Origin of the sequence: Mannheimia kashgarensis (genome assembly GCF_041807705.1) — a bacterium.
Classification (GTDB): Bacteria; Pseudomonadota; Gammaproteobacteria; order Enterobacterales; family Pasteurellaceae; genus Mannheimia.
On record NZ_JBGTYY010000037.1, the window covers coordinates 1 to 18135 of the forward strand.

22 protein-coding genes, 3 tRNA genes, 1 rRNA gene and 3 pseudogenes are annotated in these 18135 nt (G+C 40.0%); 3 read left to right on the top strand and 26 right to left on the bottom strand.

Translation table 11 applies throughout. The features are described from left to right. Positions 1-19 precede the first annotated feature (19 nt). Positions 20-135, top strand: a 5S ribosomal RNA gene (gene rrf, locus ACERCF_RS11160). Between the two features lie 206 nt (positions 136-341). Here the strand turns inward: rrf and ACERCF_RS11165 are convergent. The 12 genes and pseudogenes from ACERCF_RS11165 to ACERCF_RS11220 form a co-directional block, all read right to left on the bottom strand. Beyond that, positions 342-1133: pseudogene (locus ACERCF_RS11165) on the bottom strand (glycosyltransferase family 2 protein). After that, a complete protein-coding gene (gene lpxH / locus ACERCF_RS11170) occupies positions 1130-1831 on the bottom strand; it encodes a UDP-2,3-diacylglucosamine diphosphatase (protein ID WP_373611385.1) in 702 nt (233 codons plus the stop codon). The pseudogene ACERCF_RS11165 and the gene lpxH overlap by 4 nt, the downstream one beginning before the upstream one ends. Positions 1832-1904: 73 nt before the next feature. Beyond that, positions 1905-2426 (bottom strand): DUF1523 family protein, encoded by a 522-nt coding sequence (locus tag ACERCF_RS11175; protein ID WP_373625616.1) that lies wholly within the window; start codon positions 2424-2426, stop codon positions 1905-1907. A gap of 10 nt (positions 2427-2436) precedes the next feature. Beyond that, on the bottom strand, positions 2437-3225 hold the full coding sequence (locus ACERCF_RS11180) for a TatD family hydrolase (protein ID WP_373625617.1): 789 nt from the start codon (positions 3223-3225) through the stop codon (positions 2437-2439). A 4-nt stretch (positions 3226-3229) separates the two neighbouring features. After that, a complete protein-coding gene (locus ACERCF_RS11185; protein WP_006251108.1) occupies positions 3230-3514 on the bottom strand; it encodes a type II toxin-antitoxin system RelE/ParE family toxin in 285 nt (94 codons plus the stop codon). Further along, positions 3507-3749 carry a type II toxin-antitoxin system ParD family antitoxin gene (locus tag ACERCF_RS11190; RefSeq protein WP_006248506.1) on the bottom strand — a complete coding sequence of 81 codons (243 nt, stop codon included), beginning with the start codon at positions 3747-3749 and terminating at the stop codon, positions 3507-3509. Before ACERCF_RS11190 ends, ACERCF_RS11185 begins: the two co-directional genes overlap by 8 nt. 130 nt (positions 3750-3879) lie before the next feature. Continuing rightward, positions 3880-4857, bottom strand: coding sequence for a DNA polymerase III subunit delta' (locus ACERCF_RS11195; RefSeq protein ID WP_373625618.1), 978 nt, complete (start codon positions 4855-4857; stop codon positions 3880-3882). Continuing rightward, positions 4857-5477 carry a dTMP kinase gene (gene tmk, locus ACERCF_RS11200; RefSeq protein WP_373625619.1) on the bottom strand — a complete coding sequence of 207 codons (621 nt, stop codon included), beginning with the start codon at positions 5475-5477 and terminating at the stop codon, positions 4857-4859. Before tmk ends, ACERCF_RS11195 begins: the two co-directional genes overlap by 1 nt. 10 nt (positions 5478-5487) lie before the next feature. Then, the gene (gene mltG / locus ACERCF_RS11205; RefSeq protein ID WP_373625620.1) at positions 5488-6522 is read right to left on the bottom strand and encodes an endolytic transglycosylase MltG; all 1035 of its coding nucleotides are present in this window, start codon (positions 6520-6522) and stop codon (positions 5488-5490) included. A gap of 92 nt (positions 6523-6614) precedes the next feature. Next, a tRNA-Lys gene (locus ACERCF_RS11210) sits at positions 6615-6690 on the bottom strand. A gap of 22 nt (positions 6691-6712) precedes the next feature. Further along, a tRNA-Lys gene (locus tag ACERCF_RS11215) sits at positions 6713-6788 on the bottom strand. 23 nt (positions 6789-6811) lie between these two features. Further along, positions 6812-6887: transfer RNA gene (locus ACERCF_RS11220), tRNA-Lys, on the bottom strand. A gap of 209 nt (positions 6888-7096) precedes the next feature. Between ACERCF_RS11220 and ppa the strand changes: the two genes are divergently transcribed. Together ppa and ACERCF_RS11230 are read left to right on the top strand one after the other, a co-directional pair. Further along, entirely contained in the window at positions 7097-7624 is a 528-nt protein-coding gene (gene ppa / locus ACERCF_RS11225) for an inorganic diphosphatase (protein WP_006248512.1), read from the top strand. Between the two features lie 53 nt (positions 7625-7677). Further along, on the top strand, positions 7678-8433 hold the full coding sequence (locus ACERCF_RS11230) for a M48 family metallopeptidase (RefSeq protein WP_373611379.1): 756 nt from the start codon (positions 7678-7680) through the stop codon (positions 8431-8433). 122 nt (positions 8434-8555) lie between these two features. On the opposite strand, the gene trpS is transcribed toward ACERCF_RS11230, so the two are convergent. The 14 genes and pseudogenes from trpS to ACERCF_RS11300 all read right to left on the bottom strand — a co-directional run. Further along, entirely contained in the window at positions 8556-9587 is a 1032-nt protein-coding gene (gene trpS / locus ACERCF_RS11235) for a tryptophan--tRNA ligase (protein ID WP_373625621.1), read from the bottom strand. Between the two features lie 131 nt (positions 9588-9718). Beyond that, on the bottom strand, positions 9719-10051 hold the full coding sequence (locus ACERCF_RS11240) for a type II toxin-antitoxin system PemK/MazF family toxin (RefSeq protein WP_373625622.1): 333 nt from the start codon (positions 10049-10051) through the stop codon (positions 9719-9721). Beyond that, the gene (locus tag ACERCF_RS11245) at positions 10048-10308 is read right to left on the bottom strand and encodes an AbrB/MazE/SpoVT family DNA-binding domain-containing protein (protein WP_373625623.1); all 261 of its coding nucleotides are present in this window, start codon (positions 10306-10308) and stop codon (positions 10048-10050) included. Before ACERCF_RS11245 ends, ACERCF_RS11240 begins: the two co-directional genes overlap by 4 nt. A gap of 71 nt (positions 10309-10379) precedes the next feature. Then, on the bottom strand, positions 10380-11048 hold the full coding sequence (locus ACERCF_RS11250; RefSeq protein WP_373625624.1) for a phosphoglycolate phosphatase: 669 nt from the start codon (positions 11046-11048) through the stop codon (positions 10380-10382). Positions 11049-11114: 66 nt separating this feature from the next. Then, on the bottom strand, positions 11115-11912 hold the full coding sequence (gene lgt / locus ACERCF_RS11255) for a prolipoprotein diacylglyceryl transferase (protein WP_373611374.1): 798 nt from the start codon (positions 11910-11912) through the stop codon (positions 11115-11117). A 7-nt stretch (positions 11913-11919) separates the two neighbouring features. Continuing rightward, positions 11920-12708, bottom strand: a complete 789-nt coding sequence (locus tag ACERCF_RS11260) for a sulfite exporter TauE/SafE family protein (protein ID WP_373625625.1) — start codon at positions 12706-12708, stop codon at positions 11920-11922. Positions 12709-12710: 2 nt separating this feature from the next. Beyond that, complete coding sequence (gene rppH, locus ACERCF_RS11265) at positions 12711-13418, bottom strand: RNA pyrophosphohydrolase (protein ID WP_373625626.1); 708 nt, start codon at positions 13416-13418, stop codon at positions 12711-12713. 487 nt (positions 13419-13905) lie between these two features. Continuing rightward, a pseudogene (locus tag ACERCF_RS11270) lies at positions 13906-14229 on the bottom strand (isochorismatase family protein); the annotation flags it as partial. Between the two features lie 185 nt (positions 14230-14414). Further along, positions 14415-14792 carry a restriction endonuclease subunit S gene (locus tag ACERCF_RS11275; RefSeq protein ID WP_373625627.1) on the bottom strand — a complete coding sequence of 126 codons (378 nt, stop codon included), beginning with the start codon at positions 14790-14792 and terminating at the stop codon, positions 14415-14417. Further along, positions 14773-15537: a restriction endonuclease subunit S gene (locus ACERCF_RS11280; protein WP_373625628.1), complete on the bottom strand. Its 765-nt coding sequence runs from the start codon at positions 15535-15537 to the stop codon at positions 14773-14775. The genes ACERCF_RS11275 and ACERCF_RS11280 overlap by 20 nt, the downstream gene beginning before the upstream one ends. After that, a complete protein-coding gene (locus ACERCF_RS11285) occupies positions 15537-16433 on the bottom strand; it encodes a hypothetical protein (protein WP_373625629.1) in 897 nt (298 codons plus the stop codon). The genes ACERCF_RS11280 and ACERCF_RS11285 overlap by 1 nt, the downstream gene beginning before the upstream one ends. Before the next feature lie 79 nt (positions 16434-16512). Further along, the gene (locus tag ACERCF_RS11290) at positions 16513-17838 is read right to left on the bottom strand and encodes a type I restriction-modification system subunit M (RefSeq protein WP_373625631.1); all 1326 of its coding nucleotides are present in this window, start codon (positions 17836-17838) and stop codon (positions 16513-16515) included. Next, positions 17825-17983: a type I restriction-modification system subunit M N-terminal domain-containing protein gene (locus ACERCF_RS11295; protein ID WP_373625632.1), complete on the bottom strand. Its 159-nt coding sequence runs from the start codon at positions 17981-17983 to the stop codon at positions 17825-17827. Before ACERCF_RS11295 ends, ACERCF_RS11290 begins: the two co-directional genes overlap by 14 nt. Before the next feature lie 55 nt (positions 17984-18038). Continuing rightward, positions 18039-18135, bottom strand: a pseudogene (locus ACERCF_RS11300) (IS1595 family transposase); the annotation flags it as partial.

The following is an 18135-nucleotide window of genomic DNA, read 5'->3' on the forward strand; positions in this document are numbered from 1 at the left end:
AGAAAATCAACAAGATTTTCCCGACGACCATAGTGCTGTGGTTCTACCTGACTCCATACCGAACTCAGAAGTAAAACGCAGTAACGTCGATGGTAGTGTGGTGATTCGCCATGTGAGAGTAGAGCCTCGTCGGGTTATTAATTTAGGAACCCCCTTAAGTAGAGATACTTAAGGGGTTTTTGCTATTTAATGGTGTTGTGGATGTTTAAATTTTAAGTTTCAAATTTAATGTTGTAGAAAAGTGAAGGAAAATGACCGCTTGCAGAGAGAAATAGGAAAGCTAAATTCTAGGGCTACAAGCGGTTGTTTTTTAGAGAAAAATTTACGAATCAGCTAGTTATTTAGCTCCATTCCAGAGTATAAGGCTTAATACCAATATCTTTACTATTAAGGCAGATTTGCGAGCTTTTAATGTTATTAGTGATGGTTTCTGTAATTAGATTAGCTTGCTGAATTTTTTCTTCAGTAATATTAGAATCTTTTTCGTTAAATAAAATCGCATATTAATAATCTTTCTGCGTGCATACCTTCTCGACAGTAATGTAACACGCCCACATCATTGAACTCAGTCGCTACAGAACTAATTTGTGTAGTGGCTATGCCTAATGCTCCATCTTCTCCGCCTAATTCTCTAAAGAGTTGATGTTGTGGAAAGCCACCACAAGCTAAGAAAATGAACGACGGAACACTACATTTCCTCCACAGGTCATTCGCATATGCTGCCAAGCTAAATCAGAATTGGGATGAGAGCTGTAGCGTTCATCTAAGTTAATTGCCTTTAATGCAAGGCGAACTAACGCTGTTTCAGGTTTGAATTCAAAAATCTTTTCAGCTACTTGTAATGCTCCGTTTTCGTAGGCATCATCTGCATCTAAAAAGGCGATTAGAGCTGCTTCGCTTTGTAATGCTTCCCAGTTACGAGCTTTTGCTACACCACCATTTTGAGGCATTCTCTCCACCCTAATTTTATCGGGTACTTGAGCTTGTAAGTGTTTGGCTAAAGCAAGCGTATTATCCGTTGAAGCATCATCAATAAGCCATAGTAAATTTAACTCAGGCTGATTTAGTACACTTTGGACGGCACGAACAAGCGTTTTTTCAGAGTTGTAGCAAGGAATAATGACATCAATCATATAAATTCTGCTCCTTGTTGGGTTACGCTTAAAATAGAAGCGTAATCTTCTTTCCAGTCGCCCAATACAATGCGTGTAAATCCATTATGCTGATGAACTGCTTGGCGATGGGTATGTCCGTGTATAAGTTGAGTTGTGTTGAATTTGGATACAATTTGAGTGGTAAATTCGGCATTTACGTCCATAATTTCAGCGGATTTATCACGCTTTTCTTGTTTGCTTTTAGAGCGGATTTTCTCCGCAATGCGAATTCGCCAAGAAAGTGGAAACATCAAAAAGATAGCTTGTCGCCATTTTTGGTGGACTTTTTTACGGAATTGTTGATATTTCACATCATCAGTACAAAGTGTATCGCCGTGACAGAGTAAGGTTGGCGTACCGAATAAATCAATAACGTAGTAATCAGGTAAAATAATCATACCTGTCTGTTCGCTAAAGCGTTTTCCAATTAAAAAATCACGATTTCCGCAAATAAAATAGCATTTTGTACCGCTTGCAGTGAGAGTTTTAATCGCATTTTTAGCGGTCGAAATAAGTTCAGATTCTTCATCATCACCAATCCAGAAATCAAACAGATCGCCTAAGATATAAACCGCTTCTGCAAGCGGTGCTTTTTCTTGCATAAATTGCAAAAAGAGGTGGGTGATTTCAGGCTGATTTTCGTTTAAGTGCAGATCGGCAATAAAATAGTAAGTCATTTGATATTTATGATAAAAAGAAAACGGTTCAATTTTTTACAAAATCGAACCGTTTGTCAAAGGTTTAATTGGCTTAATCTTTAAAGATACCGCGAATAAATTGTACTGAGAGGAAGAATAAGAAAGCGAGTACGGCATAAAGTATATAGCTCATAATCGGTTTACTTACCGTTTCCGCTTCGGCTAATGGCTTGATAGAAACAATATTTCTAAATTCATTTAGCCAGTTAATACGCCAGCCATAGTATTTGATTTGTACACGTTGCTTCTCATTTGCGTAGGCTTGTGCTTTTGCTTGAATATCTGCAGAGCCGAATTTGAAGTAAGGTGGTAAACCCCAGCCTGTGTCTTCGTTGCGGTAAACCATCACTTTTTTCGTTTCGGGGTCTTCGGTAAAGAGGAAGTAAACATCACGCACTTGACCATCAGCCGGGTTTGCTTTGCTGATAATGCCATCTTTATCCATTCGGCGAACTTCCATTCCTGTTACCAGCGTTTCTTCATAGCTTGGCATCGCATAATTCACTGCACCGCCTAACACAATAAAAAAGGCAAGTGAGACTAAAATTAGAAAATATTTGAGCATAGTTCTCATATTCTGTTCCTTATAATTGAATTTTAAATAAGTTTTGCACATTTTCCGTTGTAATGCGAGCGAATTTTTCTGTTGAGACCCCTTTTAATGTCGCAACGTATTCACAGGTTTCTCGCACATAAGCGGGCTGATTCGGTTTTCCTCGATAAGGAATAGGAGAGAGGTAAGGTGAATCTGTCTCTACCAATAAACGATCTAATGGCACTTTTCTGACTACATCTCGCAATTCTTCCGCATTGCGGAACGTGATAATACCTGAAATTGAAATATAAAAGCCAATATCTAGGGCACGCTTTGCCATTGTCCAATCTTCGGTGAAGCAGTGCAAAACACCCCCGCATTTTTCAGCATTGTTTTGTTCTAGCATATCCATTGTATCTTCACGGGCAGAACGAGTATGGATAATAAGCGGTTTATTCAGCTTATTCGCAATATCAATTTGCTGAACAAAGAGCGATTGCTGTAATGCTTTGGTTTCGGGTGTATAGTGATAATCCAAGCCGGTTTCGCCAATCGCCACCACTTTTGGATCTTGAGCAAACTCAAAAAGTTTATCGTAATCAAAGGGTTCATCTTCCACGTTTAATGGGTGAACGCCGCAAGAAAGTGAGACATCATTGCGATGAGCAGTTAAGTTTTTCATTGCTTCAAAACGCCCAACGGTTGTGCAAACAGAAAGAAAATGATGAACACCACGAGCTTTCGCATTTTCAATCACTTCATCAATATTTTTATGTCGGGTTTCGTAGTCTAGAGAATCTAGATGACAATGTGAGTCTATGATAAATAAGTCTTTCATTTTTCTAAATATAGCGTTTATGATTCATTTGGTTATGTAAGATGCGAACAATAAATATATGATCTGCTTTTATTCGATAATAAATTGTATGAGATTGATGTGTGTGCATTCGCAAGCCACCACGAATATGTTCCGCAGAAGTTCCCATTGTTGGAAAATCAGCTAATAAATTCAAAATATGCTTTAGATCTGCAAAATAAGATTCTGTTTGTTGAACACCAAATTGAGAGATACTGTAACGAAAAAGTTTCTCTTGATCTCGGAGTGCTTGAGCAGAAAGTTTATACATTAAGTTCCGCCTTTACTCTCAACATCATTTCATCAATCGTTTCGGTTGCATAACCACTAGCATCACCATCATCAATGGCTTGTCGCAACTGAGCTAAGTATTGCTCTTTTTCCTCAAGCATTCGTAAAGCGGTTCTCACTACTTCACTGGTAGAGCCATAACGCCCACTTGCCACCATTTCATTCACAAAATCATTTAAAGGTTCGCCTAAAGTCACGCTGGTTGTTCTTGCCATAATATTCTCCTTGTGTGAATTATTCATACAATAACAAAGATAAATAATTTTGCAAGTTATAAACTATATTACAGGGCTAGAAGCCTCTTTTTACGGCTAATTAAAAGCTACCTTCTATGAGGGAGGGCTTTTACTCAAACACCAAAACCAACTTCGTTAGGCAATCTAGCAACATCAATTCCGGGTTGACAGCGTTGATTTCGGTTAAATCCCGCTGGGTTTGGTGGAGGATTTGTTGCCCTTGCAGTAAACCGTGAGCGGTGAGCTGTTGGCTGAAAGGGATAATGCCGTTTTGCAGATCTGGGTTGATCCAACCTTGTGTGATGTTCATTTTGGCTTTGAGGGCATCGTTGAAGAAACTTTCGAGCCATTCGAGTTGTTGTAAAATATCTTCTTTTTCTTTATCAAAGGCTTGGAAAAGCAGCACCACATCTCGGCTTTTGTAGAAACGCCAGAAGGTTTGCAAAAAGGTTTTTCGCTGTTGCAAGCGGTCATTTTCGATAAAATTTTTGCAAATTAGTGGGCGTGAGTGGCAAAGGCGGAGTGCAATCTCTAAGTCGTCGGTTGAGATTGCCGGAAATTGTGTTTGTAGCCAAGCCATTACTTCTGAGGCTTGTGGGGCGTAAAGTACCCAAGTTTGGCTGCGGCTTTGAATGGTAGCTAAAACTGTTGCTTGAAGCGGTGCTTCGAGCAAGAAATAGACGTTTTCACGTGGCTCTTCCAAGGTTTTGAGCAGGGCATTACTGCTTGCCTCGGTTAAACGATCAACTCCTCGAATATAAACGACCGTATTTCCCCCTTGTTGGGCGAAATTCTGGAGTTTATAAATCAACTCACGCACTTGGTCGATACCAATATCTTTGTCTTCAATCGGCTCAAGAATGTGGAAATCGGGGTGGTTGTTGCTTTGCATAAGCAGGCAACTTTTGCATTCAAGACAAGGTTGATGGCGGAGTTTTTGGCTGCAAAGCAACCATTCAGCCACCTTGTAGATTAAGGTGTCTGTACCAAGACCAACATCTGTTTTGAACAGTAAGGCGTGATGACCTCGCCCCTGTAAAAATGAATCGGTAAGTTGTTGATAAGTGCTTTCGAGCCAAGGGTACATTATTTCAGCCAGTTTCTAATTACTTGTTGAATATCCGCAGTCACCTGTTCGATGGGTTGTTCGGCATTGATGATCACGGCTTTATCGTTGTGTTGGGTTAATTCTAAATAACGCTCTCGTGTGCGGTAGAAGAAGTCAAGGCTTTGCTGTTCGATGCGGTCTAATTCGCCTCTGCCTCTGGCTCTTTCTAAACCAATCACCGGATCGAGATCGAGATAAATCGTTAAATCTGGCTCGAATGTGCCGAGTACCGATTCTTTTAAGGTTTCGAGTAAGTGACGATCCAACTTACGTCCACCGCCTTGATAGGCTTGGGAAGACATATCGTGGCGGTCTCCTAGCACCCATTTACCTTCAGCAAGAGCAGGTTTGATCACATTTTCCACCAGTTGAACACGGGCTGCATAGAGCATTAATAATTCCGCTTTATCGGTTACAGGCTCTTCGGTTTCGTGCTTAATTAAATGGCGAAGTTTTTCCGCAAGGGGAGTGCCGCCCGGCTCACGAGTCATCACAACATCTTTAATGCCTGCTTGCTCTAACTCTTTTAAAATTACTTGATGGGCGGTGGTTTTGCCTGCACCTTCTAAGCCTTCAATCACAATAAATTTTCCACGCATATTGTTCTCACTATTTTTGTTCATTTTTGCGTTTGCGTTCAATTTGAATCCATTCTTGCACAGCTTTATTATGCTCACTCAACGTTCGGCTGAATTTGTGCCCGCCTGTGCCATCTGCCACAAAGTATAAATATGACGTGTTATCCGGGTTTGCCACTGCTTTGATTGAAGCCTCGCTCGGCATTGTAATAGGTGTTGGAGGCAATCCATCGATTTGGTAAGTGTTGTATGGCGTATATTCCTCTAAATCTTTACGGCGAATATTGCCATCATAGCTGTCGCCCATACCATAAATTACGGTTGGATCGGTCTGCAGACGCATTTTAATGCGTAGGCGGTTAATAAACACAGAAGCTACCTGGGAGCGTTCGCTTGCAATGCCAGTTTCTTTCTCCACAATAGAGGCAAGAATTAACATCTCATACGGATTTGCAAGCGGTAGATTTTCTGCTCTATTTTGCCACGCCTGTTCTAACGTTGTTTTTTGCTTTTGGTAAGCTCGTTTGAGTAGTGCTAAATCGGTGGAATTTGGCGTGTAGCTGTAAGTATCGGGAGCAATCCAGCCTTCCATTTTTTCGTGTGGAATATCAAGCAATTCTGCGATCTCTTTTTCTGATTTATCTTTTAGTGTTTGTTGTAGATATTTCGCTTGAGTAAGTTGTTCACGCCACGCTTTGAAGGTTCTACCTTCAATAAGCTGAACGTTAAGTTGCACTTCTTTACCCGAACTTAAATGGGCAAGTAAATCTTTTACCGTAGTTAAACCATTTAATGAATAAGTACCTGCTTTGAATTTGCTTAATTCTGGGTATAGACGCATCAAATAGGGGAGGAGATCGGCATCATCGTGGGTAACAATGCCTTGCTCTTCTAATAGAGTAGCAAGTTTTTGGCTAGAAACGCCTCGTTCCAGTACGAAAAGTTGGTCTGGTTGTGTCGTGATTTGGTGCTCTGCCAACGAGTTTAATTTTTGGTAGCCGTAAAATAAGCCACCACAGGCGATAACTCCAGCTAAACCTAATGCAATAAGGATTTTTTTTAACATTGAAATTGAATAATAGTTAAGTAAAAACGAGTTAAATTCTACTATAAAGCGGTCGTTTTTTCAGAAAAATTTGCAAATGTGATTTGAATAAATGGTGGGTCATGAAGGATTCGAACCTTCGACCAACGGATTAAAAGTCCGCTGCTCTACCGACTGAGCTAATGACCCAAGAGGGATTTTGAAATTTAAATGGTGGGTCATGAAGGATTCGAACCTTCGACCAACGGATTAAAAGTCCGCTGCTCTACCGACTGAGCTAATGACCCAAAGAGGTGTTTTGAAGATTAAATGGTGGGTCATGAAGGATTCGAACCTTCGACCAACGGATTAAAAGTCCGCTGCTCTACCGACTGAGCTAATGACCCATAATCTTGCGTAACGAGGGCATATCATACGGATTTTTGAAAGTTTAGCAAGTTTTTTTTATTTAAATAGTGTTAAGTGTATGTTTTATAAGCAATTTTACGGAAAATTAAACAGTTTGATACAAAATACAAACGGGCTTTTATCTTTTTCTGAAAATAAGCTATAATCACGCCGTTTATTTAACCATCAATTTTAGAAGGAAACCAAAATGGGCTTAGAATTAGTTCCGGCTGGTAAAGAGTTACCAGATGATATTTATGTTGTTATTGAAATCCCTGCAAATTCAGATCCAATCAAATATGAAGTGGACAAAGAAACAGGCGCATTATTTGTAGATCGCTTTATGGCAACAGCAATGTTCTATCCAGCAAACTATGGCTATGTGAATAACACCTTATCGTCTGATGGCGACCCGGTAGATGTATTAGTACCAACACCATACCCACTACAACCGGGTTCTGTAATCCGTTGCCGTCCGGTTGGCGTGTTAAAAATGACTGACGAAGCGGGTGGTGATGCCAAAGTGGTTGCTGTGCCACACACTAAATTAAGCAAAGAGTACGACCACATTAAAGATGTGGGTGATTTACCGGCATTATTAAAAGCACAAATCCAACACTTCTTTGAAAGCTATAAAGCATTAGAAGCAGGCAAGTGGGTGAAAGTTGAAGGTTGGGGCGATGTAAACGAAGCCCGCCAAGAAATCTTAGAATCTTTCGAGCGTGCTAAAAAATAATTTTTGATCTGAATGCCAAGCAGATTTGTTTGGCATTTTTGTGAGAAATCGATATGAATTTTATTAAAAAATTAGGTCTTTCAGTTTTTGTAGCCACTGCGGTGGTTTCTTGTGCGACAACAGAAAGTATTAACCAAGAAGCGGCACAAAGTTATGCACAGGTTAAATCGCAAGCCCGCCAGCAAAATGCCATCGATACAACATCTTCTACGGCAAAACGTGTACATGCGGTATTTCATAAAATGAAGCCTTATGCGGAGCAGTCAAATGAAACGGGCGTACCTTTCCATTGGGAAATCACGGTTTTAAAATCTGATGAACTCAATGCGTGGGCAATGCCGGGCGGTAAAATGGCATTCTACACAGGTTTAGTGGAAAGACTGAATTTATCTAATGATGAAATTGCGGTAGTAATGGGACACGAGATGGCCCACGCCTTAAAAGAACATAGTAAATCTGACCGTACAGTAACAATGATTAGCGGTATTGTAGGAGCGATTGCAGATATTGCAGTAACTGCTTCAACAGGTGTGAGTACAGAAGGTTTATTAAGCTCAGGCGTAGATCTAATTGCAACCAAACCGTTCTCTCGTAGTCAAGAAACAGAAGCTGATGAAGTGGGTTTGATGTTAATGGCAAAATCAGGCTATAATCCATCAGCCGCACCAAATGTGTGGATTAAAATGAGCAAAGCAAACGGAGATTCTGGTTTATCGATTTTTTCAACACACCCATCAAATGCGGAGCGCCAAGCGAATTTAGCTCTCCTTGTGCCAGAAGCAATGAAGATTTATAACGCTCGTAAATAATTACAAGCGGTTAATTTTGGCAGATTTTTTGTAAATCTCTAGTTGTACTAGAAAAAACAACTGCATTATAAACGTAGGGGCTAATTGCAATTAGCCCCTATAGTTTTACAAATAGTACAGCATTAATAACGTACAAAGCCCACAAGTTCATACACTTTATCTAACGTTGCCTTAGCACGAGCGCGTGCTTTTTCTGCACCATCACGATAAATTTGTTCAAGTAATGCTTCATTTTGGCGGTAGTGGTGGTAGCGTTCTTGTAGATTGGTTAAAAGCTCAGAAACTTTATCTGCCACTTCAGTTTTTAAATGACCGTACATCTTACCTTCAAATTCCGCTTCTAACTCCGCAATGGTTTTTCCTGTAATCGCTGAGAGAATATCCAATAGGTTAGATACACCCGCTTTATTTTGTACATCATAACGCACCACAGGTGGCTCATCGCCATCGGTCATCGCACGTTTGATTTTTTTCGCAACGGCTTTCGGATCTTCTAATAAACCAATTACGTTATTGCGGTTATCGTCTGACTTTGACATTTTTTTGGTTGGCTCAAGTAATGACATCACTCTCGCCCCAGACTTCGCAATAAAGACTTCAGGCACAGCGAATACAGGTTCAATCACATTGCCTTCCGCATCTTTCTTGCCGTATAACGCATTGAAGCGGTTAGCAATATCACGGGTGATTTCTAAATGTTGCTTCTGATCATCGCCTACTGGCACTTGGTTTGTTTGATAAAGTAAAATATCTGCTGCCATTAACACAGGGTAAGTAAATAAACCGACGTTTACATTTTCTTCGTAGCGAGCTGATTTATCTTTGAATTGCGTCATACGCCCCATTTCGCCAAAGTAAGTGTAACAGTTTAACACCCACGCTAATTGAGCGTGTTCAGGGACGTGAGATTGAATAAAAATGGTACTTTTGCTCGGATCAATTCCACAAGCTAAATACAAAGCTAACACGTCTAAGGTGGATTTACGCAAGGCTTCAGGATCTTGACGCACGGTAATAGCGTGCTGATCGACAATGCAATAGACACAATCGTAATCATCTTGCATTTTTACCCAGTTGCGTAACGCTCCTAAGTAGTTACCAATAGTTAATTCCCCAGACGGCTGCACGCCACTAAATACGATAGGTTTGGTCATTTTATAATCTCGTTTTGTATTGAAAAATATGTGGTTATCTTAACGGTTATTGAAATGGGATAAAAGTGCAAGCGGTTATTTTTTCTAACCGTTTTGCAAAACAGATTAAGAAAACAACCGCTATTGAGAACTTATTCAAAAATAACTGAAACCCGAGCCATTACTTCATCTAGCAGATTTTCAGGCAATGTTTCAATAAATTTTCCGTTACGCTGGCTAATATCTACGGTTCTAGGTTGGTCGCAACGTACAATACCCGTTGTTTTTAGGTTAGCTTCTTTTAATGAAACGGCAAACCCTAGTCGTTCAGCGAAAGCTCCACCGTTTGTAATAGGCACAACAACAGGTAATTTACTGGCTAAATTAAATGCGGTTGCCGATACAATCACGACAGGGCGGAAACCGGCTTGTTCGTGTCCTAATGTTGGATCAAGGTCAAGCCAATAAATATCGCCACGTTTCATAGAATTTCATTCCCGGCCGTAGGGGCTGATAACCACTCTTGGCTTTCTTCAGTTCTTGCAGCCTCAAAATCGGACTGATTTAATAACTCGTCTAAACTGTACTTCACTTTTGGACGAACAGGGTTTACCACTATTTTGTCTTCATTGAGGGATAAATCCACTTTACTGCCCACAGAAAGTTGCAACGCTTGTAAGAATGCTGGGGGAATAACCATTGCCACTGATCCGCCAACTTGGCGTAATGAGATTGTTGGCATTCTTTTTCTCCTTTAAAATTTTGATGAGGAAAATTTTAAAATAAAGATAAAAAGAAAACAAATATTTTCTTTTATCCTTCAACAATCTTTAACACATCTTTAAATTCTGATGTTACAAAAGTGGGCTCTGATTGCTCAATCGGGATATTGTAGTTATAACCATAAGTTAAACCAACTACATCACAACCAGCGGATTTCGCTGCAATGACATCATTTTCAGAGTCGCCAACAAAAAGCAGTTCTTGCGGGGTAATGCCAAATTTTTCGCAGATAAAGAACATTGGGTCTGGGTGTGGCTTAATTTTAGGCAGGGATTGCCCACCTAAGGCTTCATCAAATAAGTGGTAGATGCCAAAAGCCGAAAGTACAGGCTCAACTAATTTAGTTGGCTTATTGGTGATCACAACGAGCGGATAGCCTTTGGCTTTTAATGTTTCTAAGGTTTCTTTTACATTGGGGAAGAGCGTACTTTCTTCGCAAACATAGGTAGCGTAGTATTTATCAAAGCTCATACGCATTTTGACTAATTCATCGGCTTGGAAAATTTTACCCGTGTGAGCAATGGCATTTTGGAAGAACATATCTCCGCCTTTGCCAATCCAAGTCAGCACTTTTTCTTGCGTAACCGTTGGAAAGCCGGCTTCTAAAAACATTGCATTTGCGACTAGGGTTAAATCGGGGAGGGTATTAATTAGCGTTCCGTCTAAGTCGAAACCAATTACTTTGTATTTTTTGGTCATAGTATGTCCTTAAAAACACAAGCGGTCGTTTTATGCAAATTTTTTGCCATTCTCGACCGCTTGTCATTATTTTACTTTGTTTACTCTATACGCCCACGCCATAATCAAAGCTCCACCGATAATCATCGGTAAAGAGAGCAGTTGCCCACGAGTGATTAAATCAGCCGTAGTGTTTACATTGTGGTCTATTTCTCGGAAATATTCCACAATAAAGCGGAATGTGCCATAGCCAATTAAAAATAAGCCGGCTACAGAGCCTGTTGGGCGAGGTTTTTTGATGAACCAGTTGAGGATCAGCAATAACACCACACCTTCTAAAAAGGCTTCGTAGAGTTGTGATGGGTGCCGGGGTAGATAGCCACCGCTTGGGAATAATACCGCCCAAGGCACATTAGTCTCACGCCCCCAAAGTTCATCGTTAATAAAGTTACCGATACGCCCCATTCCTAGCCCAAATGGTACGAGCGGTGCGATAAAATCAGCGGTTTGCCAGAAACTACGGTTTTGACGGTAGGAAACCCAAATCATCGCCACAATCACGCCAATTAAGCCGCCGTGAAACGACATTCCGCCTTCCCAAATACGGAAAAGATAGAGTGGATCTTGCAAGAAACGGTCGAAGTTATAGAAAAAAACATCGCCAATGCGTCCGCCTAATACCACGCCCCAGAAGCCAGTGTAGATTAGGCTATCGACTTGTTCGGTTGTCCAAACACCGTTAGAATTTTTTGCTCGTCTCATTCCGAGCCAGTAAGCAAAAACGAAACCTGCTAAGTACATTAAGCCATACCAACGTAGGGCAATCGGGCCAATTTCAAAAACGATAGGGCTTATTTGTGGAAATTGAATAAATTGTTCGTTCATAGTTTCCTTATTTTAAAAACATATTAATAGCGATACCCACAAGCAACATTGCAAAGGCTTTTTTTAGCATCGGAACAGGTAACGCATTGGCAGCACTTGCTCCCATTTTTGAGGTAAAAAAAGACGTGGCAGTAATACCAAGTAGTGCAGGTAGATAAACATAGCCTAATGAATAGTCAGGCATTCCTTCTAAGCCCCAGCCGCTCACAATAAAACTGATTGTGCCAGATAAACCTAAAAATGCTCCACAAAATGACGATGTACCGATGGCTCTTTTGATGTCTAAGCCACGATCACTTAAAAACGGCACAATAAATGCTCCACCTGCAATGCCAGCCATACTAGATAAAGCTCCAATCACGCTCCCTCCTACAAGTGTAGTTTGTAAGGTAAGCGGTTTATTTTTCGGGGCTCTTTTCAAGGTGAAAAGCATTTTACCAGCCAGATATAATACCATTACCGCAAAGATTTTCGACATAATTTGCGGATCGAATTTGCTTACCACTAAGCCCGATAAAAATACTGAGATCATTAATGCAGGAATAAAGGATTTACTGGTTTGTACATCAACATTGCCTAATTTATGGTGGCGTTGAGCGGACGAAAATGCAGTAATAATGATGGTAGAGAACGATGTGCCCAATGCGGTGGACATTATATATTCAGGCGGCACACCTGCCATTGGCAGTAAAAAGACCAAACTTGGGACAATAATCAAACCGCCCCCAATGCCGAATAATCCAGCTAAAAAGCCAACAAATACCCCTAAAAAAAGGCAGCTTAACAAAATAGTCATTATTATTTTCCTTTTTGGTTATGTTGATGCCAACTTCGATACGGTTTGCGATTTTCCCGTTTATATGATTTGGCGGAGTCCTGAAAGGATTTTTTAGGCGTGTGAGTAAATTTTTCATCACGCTCGGTACGAGATTTTTCAAGCAGTCTATTATTACTCGCTACGCTCGTTCCTTCGGAGCCGTTGGCAAAGCCAACGTTCAAACACAAGTGTTTGTCCGTATTTTTTTGCATATTATTCTGCAGAACCTGTGCAAATTCTTTCATTGCTTTGCGATAAACATCTCGCTTAAATGAAACCACTTGTCGGACAGGATACCAAAAGCTTACCCAACGCCAGCCGTCAAATTCCGGATTTTTCGTGGTTTTTAGGTTAATTAAACTCTCATCGCTAATCAGTTGCAGTAAAAACCAACGCTGTTTCTGCCCGATACAGACAGGGCCTGACCCCTCATTGCGTACCAAGCGTTTTGGCAGTTTATATTTTAGCCAATATTTAGACGCCCAAAGCAATTGTACATCTTTCTTGCTTAAGCCGACTTCTTCATAAAGCTCACGGTACATTGCTGTTTCAATGTTTTCCCCCTCATTAATCCCGCCTTGCGGAAATTGCCAAGAGTTTTGACCAAACCGTCTTGCCCACAGAACTTGCCCGTGCTTATTACAGATGACGATTCCAACATTTGGGCGGTAGCCATCGAAATCGATCACTAGATCACCTAATTTTATGAAATTTTAGAATAATGGAATTGTTTCATACTTTGGGGTGATTTGCAAAAAATCCATAAAATATGACCGCTTGTGAATAACTTTGTGGATAACTTTTGGAATTATATAGTATAAGTTGTGGGTAACCGTACTGAAGCTTGTAAAATAATGATGTAAATCAGATCCAAAAATGCGATCTTTTTCTTGAGCAATGATCTGGATAAAGATCAAGTTGTTGATTTTTTTCTCACCAAAATAAGCCTAAATTTTGCGATGGCTAAACCAAGAATTTTACCTCTATCGAAAAGCGAAGAGTTATCCCCACCATTTGTGGATAAAGATGTGATAATTTTTCAAAATAGGCGTGAATAACTTAAAGTAACGAATAACGATATGATAAATAATCAATAAAATCAAATTATTACGTTGTTATTAGGGGGGGGTGAATATAAGCGTATTTTATTGGTTATTTTTTATGCACTCATAAAAATTATCGAATTAAAGTAGAAATCGTTTTAAAAGCAGGGTGCTTGGCATCTTTTAATAACATAAATAAAATTGATTCAATATTACTAATAATTGCCCCTACTTGCTGCATTTGCATTAAGCCGTTCTGTTTATTTTCAAGAGTACGGGAAGTAACACATTCAATCGGCAAATAGACATTCAGATTTTTTTTGCAAAGATCTAACACCGTTTGCAATACACAAATATGCGTTTCAGCCCCAATAACAATAATATTTTTAGCCTGATGTTGTTGAATGAAAGCCTTGATTTCAGGCAAAAATGCAGAAAATTGTGTTTTTTCCACTAAAGTTGCATTTGCGGTGAATGTAGCGAGCCAAAAAACTGCGAAAGCTAAACAGTATTATATTTTCTTAATTTTTATGGTTAGCATGTTAAAACAAACGCCCTTTAAACCATCATTAAAGGGCGTTTAAATTTTAGAATTTATAAACCATATTATCCTCGTACTGACCGTTATAGCTTGCACAGGCATTAACGACTATCGCCACTTAAATTAGCTTGCCCACCTTGTGTATAAGTATCTATTATTTTTTGTTTGTTTAATAAAAACCAATAATATAAAAACAAATAACTATCCTTTTTTGGAATAATTGCCAAAATAGCTTGATTTATGGTTGCATCAATTCTGGTAATACCAACAACACCAGCTGTCGCACCATATAAAGCTAGCAATAAAGTATCTTTTTTAACTTTTTTTGCTGATGAATTTTGTAATCCCAATTCGGTAATAGTAGCATTAACATCAAAAATAAAGCCTTTATTTAAATCACTCGATGTTATCCACTTAATATCACCGCCATAATATTCTTTTACAGAAGTTGATGGCGTGCTACCTGAAAAAGATTTCACAAATCTCCCCCAACTTCGCCATTTCCCAATCCTCTGGGATTTTGCCATTATCAGTTTGGATATAAGTTTTTGGCGTACCGTCTGAATGATTAGCAAGTTCAGGCAGACGTTTTTGTCCGCTTAATAATTGACTCATTGTAGCGGATTTAATTGCTTGTTTTTTGGCAATCAATGCCGTTAAGCTGTCTATTAATTTATCCGTATCCGATAAAACGGTGGCTATGGCGGTTTGTTCGGGTTTGGGGGGGTGAATAATTGGAAATGTTGCAAATAATGCTTTTGAGATAATTGGTGTTGCTGTTACTCCTGCCATATTTCTCAACTCTATTTTTTTACTTTCAAAAAAATAATATAAAAAATCAATATCAAAATTATCATTAGGAATAATGGCGTTAATTTGCTGATTGCACGCACCACCATTTCTTAAAATAGCATTTTTTCCAATACTTGCAATACAAGTTATAAGCAAGGAATTTAATGGTAATTTTCTAACCACATTCAAACCTTTTTCAGAAATATTGCGTTCGCCAAAATACATATCCTTATTTTCTTTAATGTCTGTTGGGGTAATCCAAGCAGTATCACCATTCCAAAACTCATTATTTGTAGTATTAGGCGTACCACCAGTAACAATCTCTGCCAAATCCCCTAACTTCACTACTTCCCACCCATCAGGCAAATCGCCCCATTCGTTGTTTTTGGTGTTGTGGTGTGGGCTTAAGCCCACCTTACCTTGTGCTGTCATTAGATTAGCCCCATTGTTTTTAAATGTTGATTGACTTTGTTTTCCCAATGGACGACTTCGTCCGTAAGAGCAGATAGCGGACTGTGATAACGCTGTTCTAGGGTGTGCAGACGGCTAATCAGCGTCTGTATGGCTCGCTCCATTTGAGCGGTCAGTTCACGCTCCAAGTTGGCAAGCCATTTGTCCTGTACCACAAGCAACTTGATGTCATCAATGCTTAATTTGCCATATTGGGTAAAAATCGCCAAATCCAATTTTTCAGTGGCTACTTTTAGGGCATCTTTGGCTTTCTTTTCATTTTCAAATAATTTTAATGCGGTTTTGATTGCCTGTTTTTCGTCATTATCGGCTTGTTTTTCGGCAGATTTTAGGCTTTTGACCGTGATTTTGTCTTTATCATCAAAGGCATTGGCAAGTAAGCTGTTTTCTGTGCTGTGTTCTTCCAAAAAGGTTTCTAAGGCTTGACTGGCATTGCCCAATTCGCTTTGTAAACGGTTGAGGTTTGCCACATCATCAGCAAAAAAGCGCTTTGCAATAAGATGGGGCGGTATCAGTTCGGCTTTGTATTTGATTTTGTTTATCAGCAAATCGTGTGGTTCGGTTTTTTGTTTTTTGCCGTCTTTGTCTTTTTTGACGATGATTTCACGCAATAATTTGCCATTTAATGCCCAGCCCTCGCCTGCAATCAGATAGACATCATCTTGCATTGTGTTTGCCCAATAGTCCATTAGGATTTGATAGACATCATAATTTTCTACCAGCAGGCTGCCTGAAAAAGTACTTAACAGGCTTTCGCTCCATTGTTCAATCAATACTTTGGGGCGGTCGTTTTGGGCGATTTGGGTTAAATCGTTGTTGCTTTGCCAATTTTTAAAATGCTGTAAAGTCGTTTCCACAAAATTTTGATAAGACGGATGTGCCAAAATATGGGCTTTAATCGCATCAGCAGGCAATTTGGCGTGGTAACGCTGACCGTCAACTCAATAGCTCATCTTTTAGCCTTGTCAAAACTTGCCAAAATTCAGCCAAGTTATCAATATCATCGGCAGGAATACCACCTAACAAATGGGCGTGCAAATCCTGCATATCGTCCGCCTGTCCTGATGTGATGTAGCATGGTAGATTTAGGTTGTAGTCTTGGCTGGCAATCTCTTGTAATGACACCAAACGGCTGTAATGAGCGATGGTTTTTTGATGGATAAAAGTATCCACGATTTTGTGAATGTCTTTTTCTTGTAGGCGGTTTTTGTTGCCATCTTTGATAAAATCGCCTGACGCATCAATCATAAAGACAGAGCGACCTGCGATGATTTGATCGTCATCGTCTATTTGGGCGACTTGGGCGTGTTCTTTGTCAATCACAATAATGCACGCAGGAATGCCTGTGCCATAAAATAAGTTGGCAGGCAAGCCGATAATGCCTTTAATCATGCCTTGTTTTAAGAGTTCTTTGCGAATCACGCTTTCGGCATTGCCCTGAAACAGCACACCGTGTGGCAGAATAATCGCCCCTTTGCCTGTGGATTTTAGGCTTTTTAATAAATGGAGTAAAAAGGCATAATCGCCATTTTTCTCGGGCGGTATACCATAGGCAAAGCGTTCAAATTCATCATTGGCAGGATTAAGTCCGCTTGTCCAGTTTTTAGACGAAAAAGGCGGATTGGCAACGGCAAAATCAAAGGTTTTGAGCCGTCTGTTTTCTATAAAAGCAGGAGCAGATAGCGTGTTGCCTGTGCGGATTTCGGCAGTTTCGTTGGCGTGCAAAATCATATTCATAATGGCAAGCGAGGCGGTGGCGACATCTTTTTCTTGTCCGTAGATGGATAAGCTGTTGTTTGCCACGCTGACCGCTTTTAACAGCAATGAACCCGAGCCACAAGTCGGGTCATAGACGGTAACCGAGCTGGTGCTGTTTGGGTCTATGCCAATGATTTTTGCCATAATGCGAGAGACTTCGGCAGGGGTATAAAATTGCCCTTTGGATTTGCCCGATTCGGTGGCAAAGTGCTTCATCAAATATTCATAGGCATCGCCCAATAAATCATCGCCATCAATACCATTGGCAGACATATCAAGGGGTTCAAAAATGCCCACAAGATTGCTTAGGCGTTCGACCATTTCTTTGCCTTTGCCCAGCTTGTCTTCATTATTAAAGTCCGCCACATCAATCACGCCCTGCGAGCCGTTGGCTTCGGCAATTTTGGCGATGATAATGTTTAATTGATTGCCAATGTCGGTGGTGTTTTTGAGTTTAACAATATCATCAAAATGCGTGCCATTAGGTAGCTCAATGGGTGGCATTGCCAAGATGGGCTTTGTCGGAAATGTATTTTAAAAACAATAAGGTCAAGACATAGTCTTTATAAAGGCTGGCGTCCATACCGCCACGCAGTTCATCACAGCTTGCCCACAGTGAGGCATAGAGTTCGTTTTTTTTGAGTGCCATTACAAGGTTATCTAAATGCAAAAAATGACATTATTTTAGGGGCTGTCCTAGATAACTAACCTAAACCCCCTTTAACCAATTGTTTTAAAAGGAATATTTGAGATTTTAAGTCACTGTGATTAAAACGCCATTCGCATTCTTTCAAATATAGC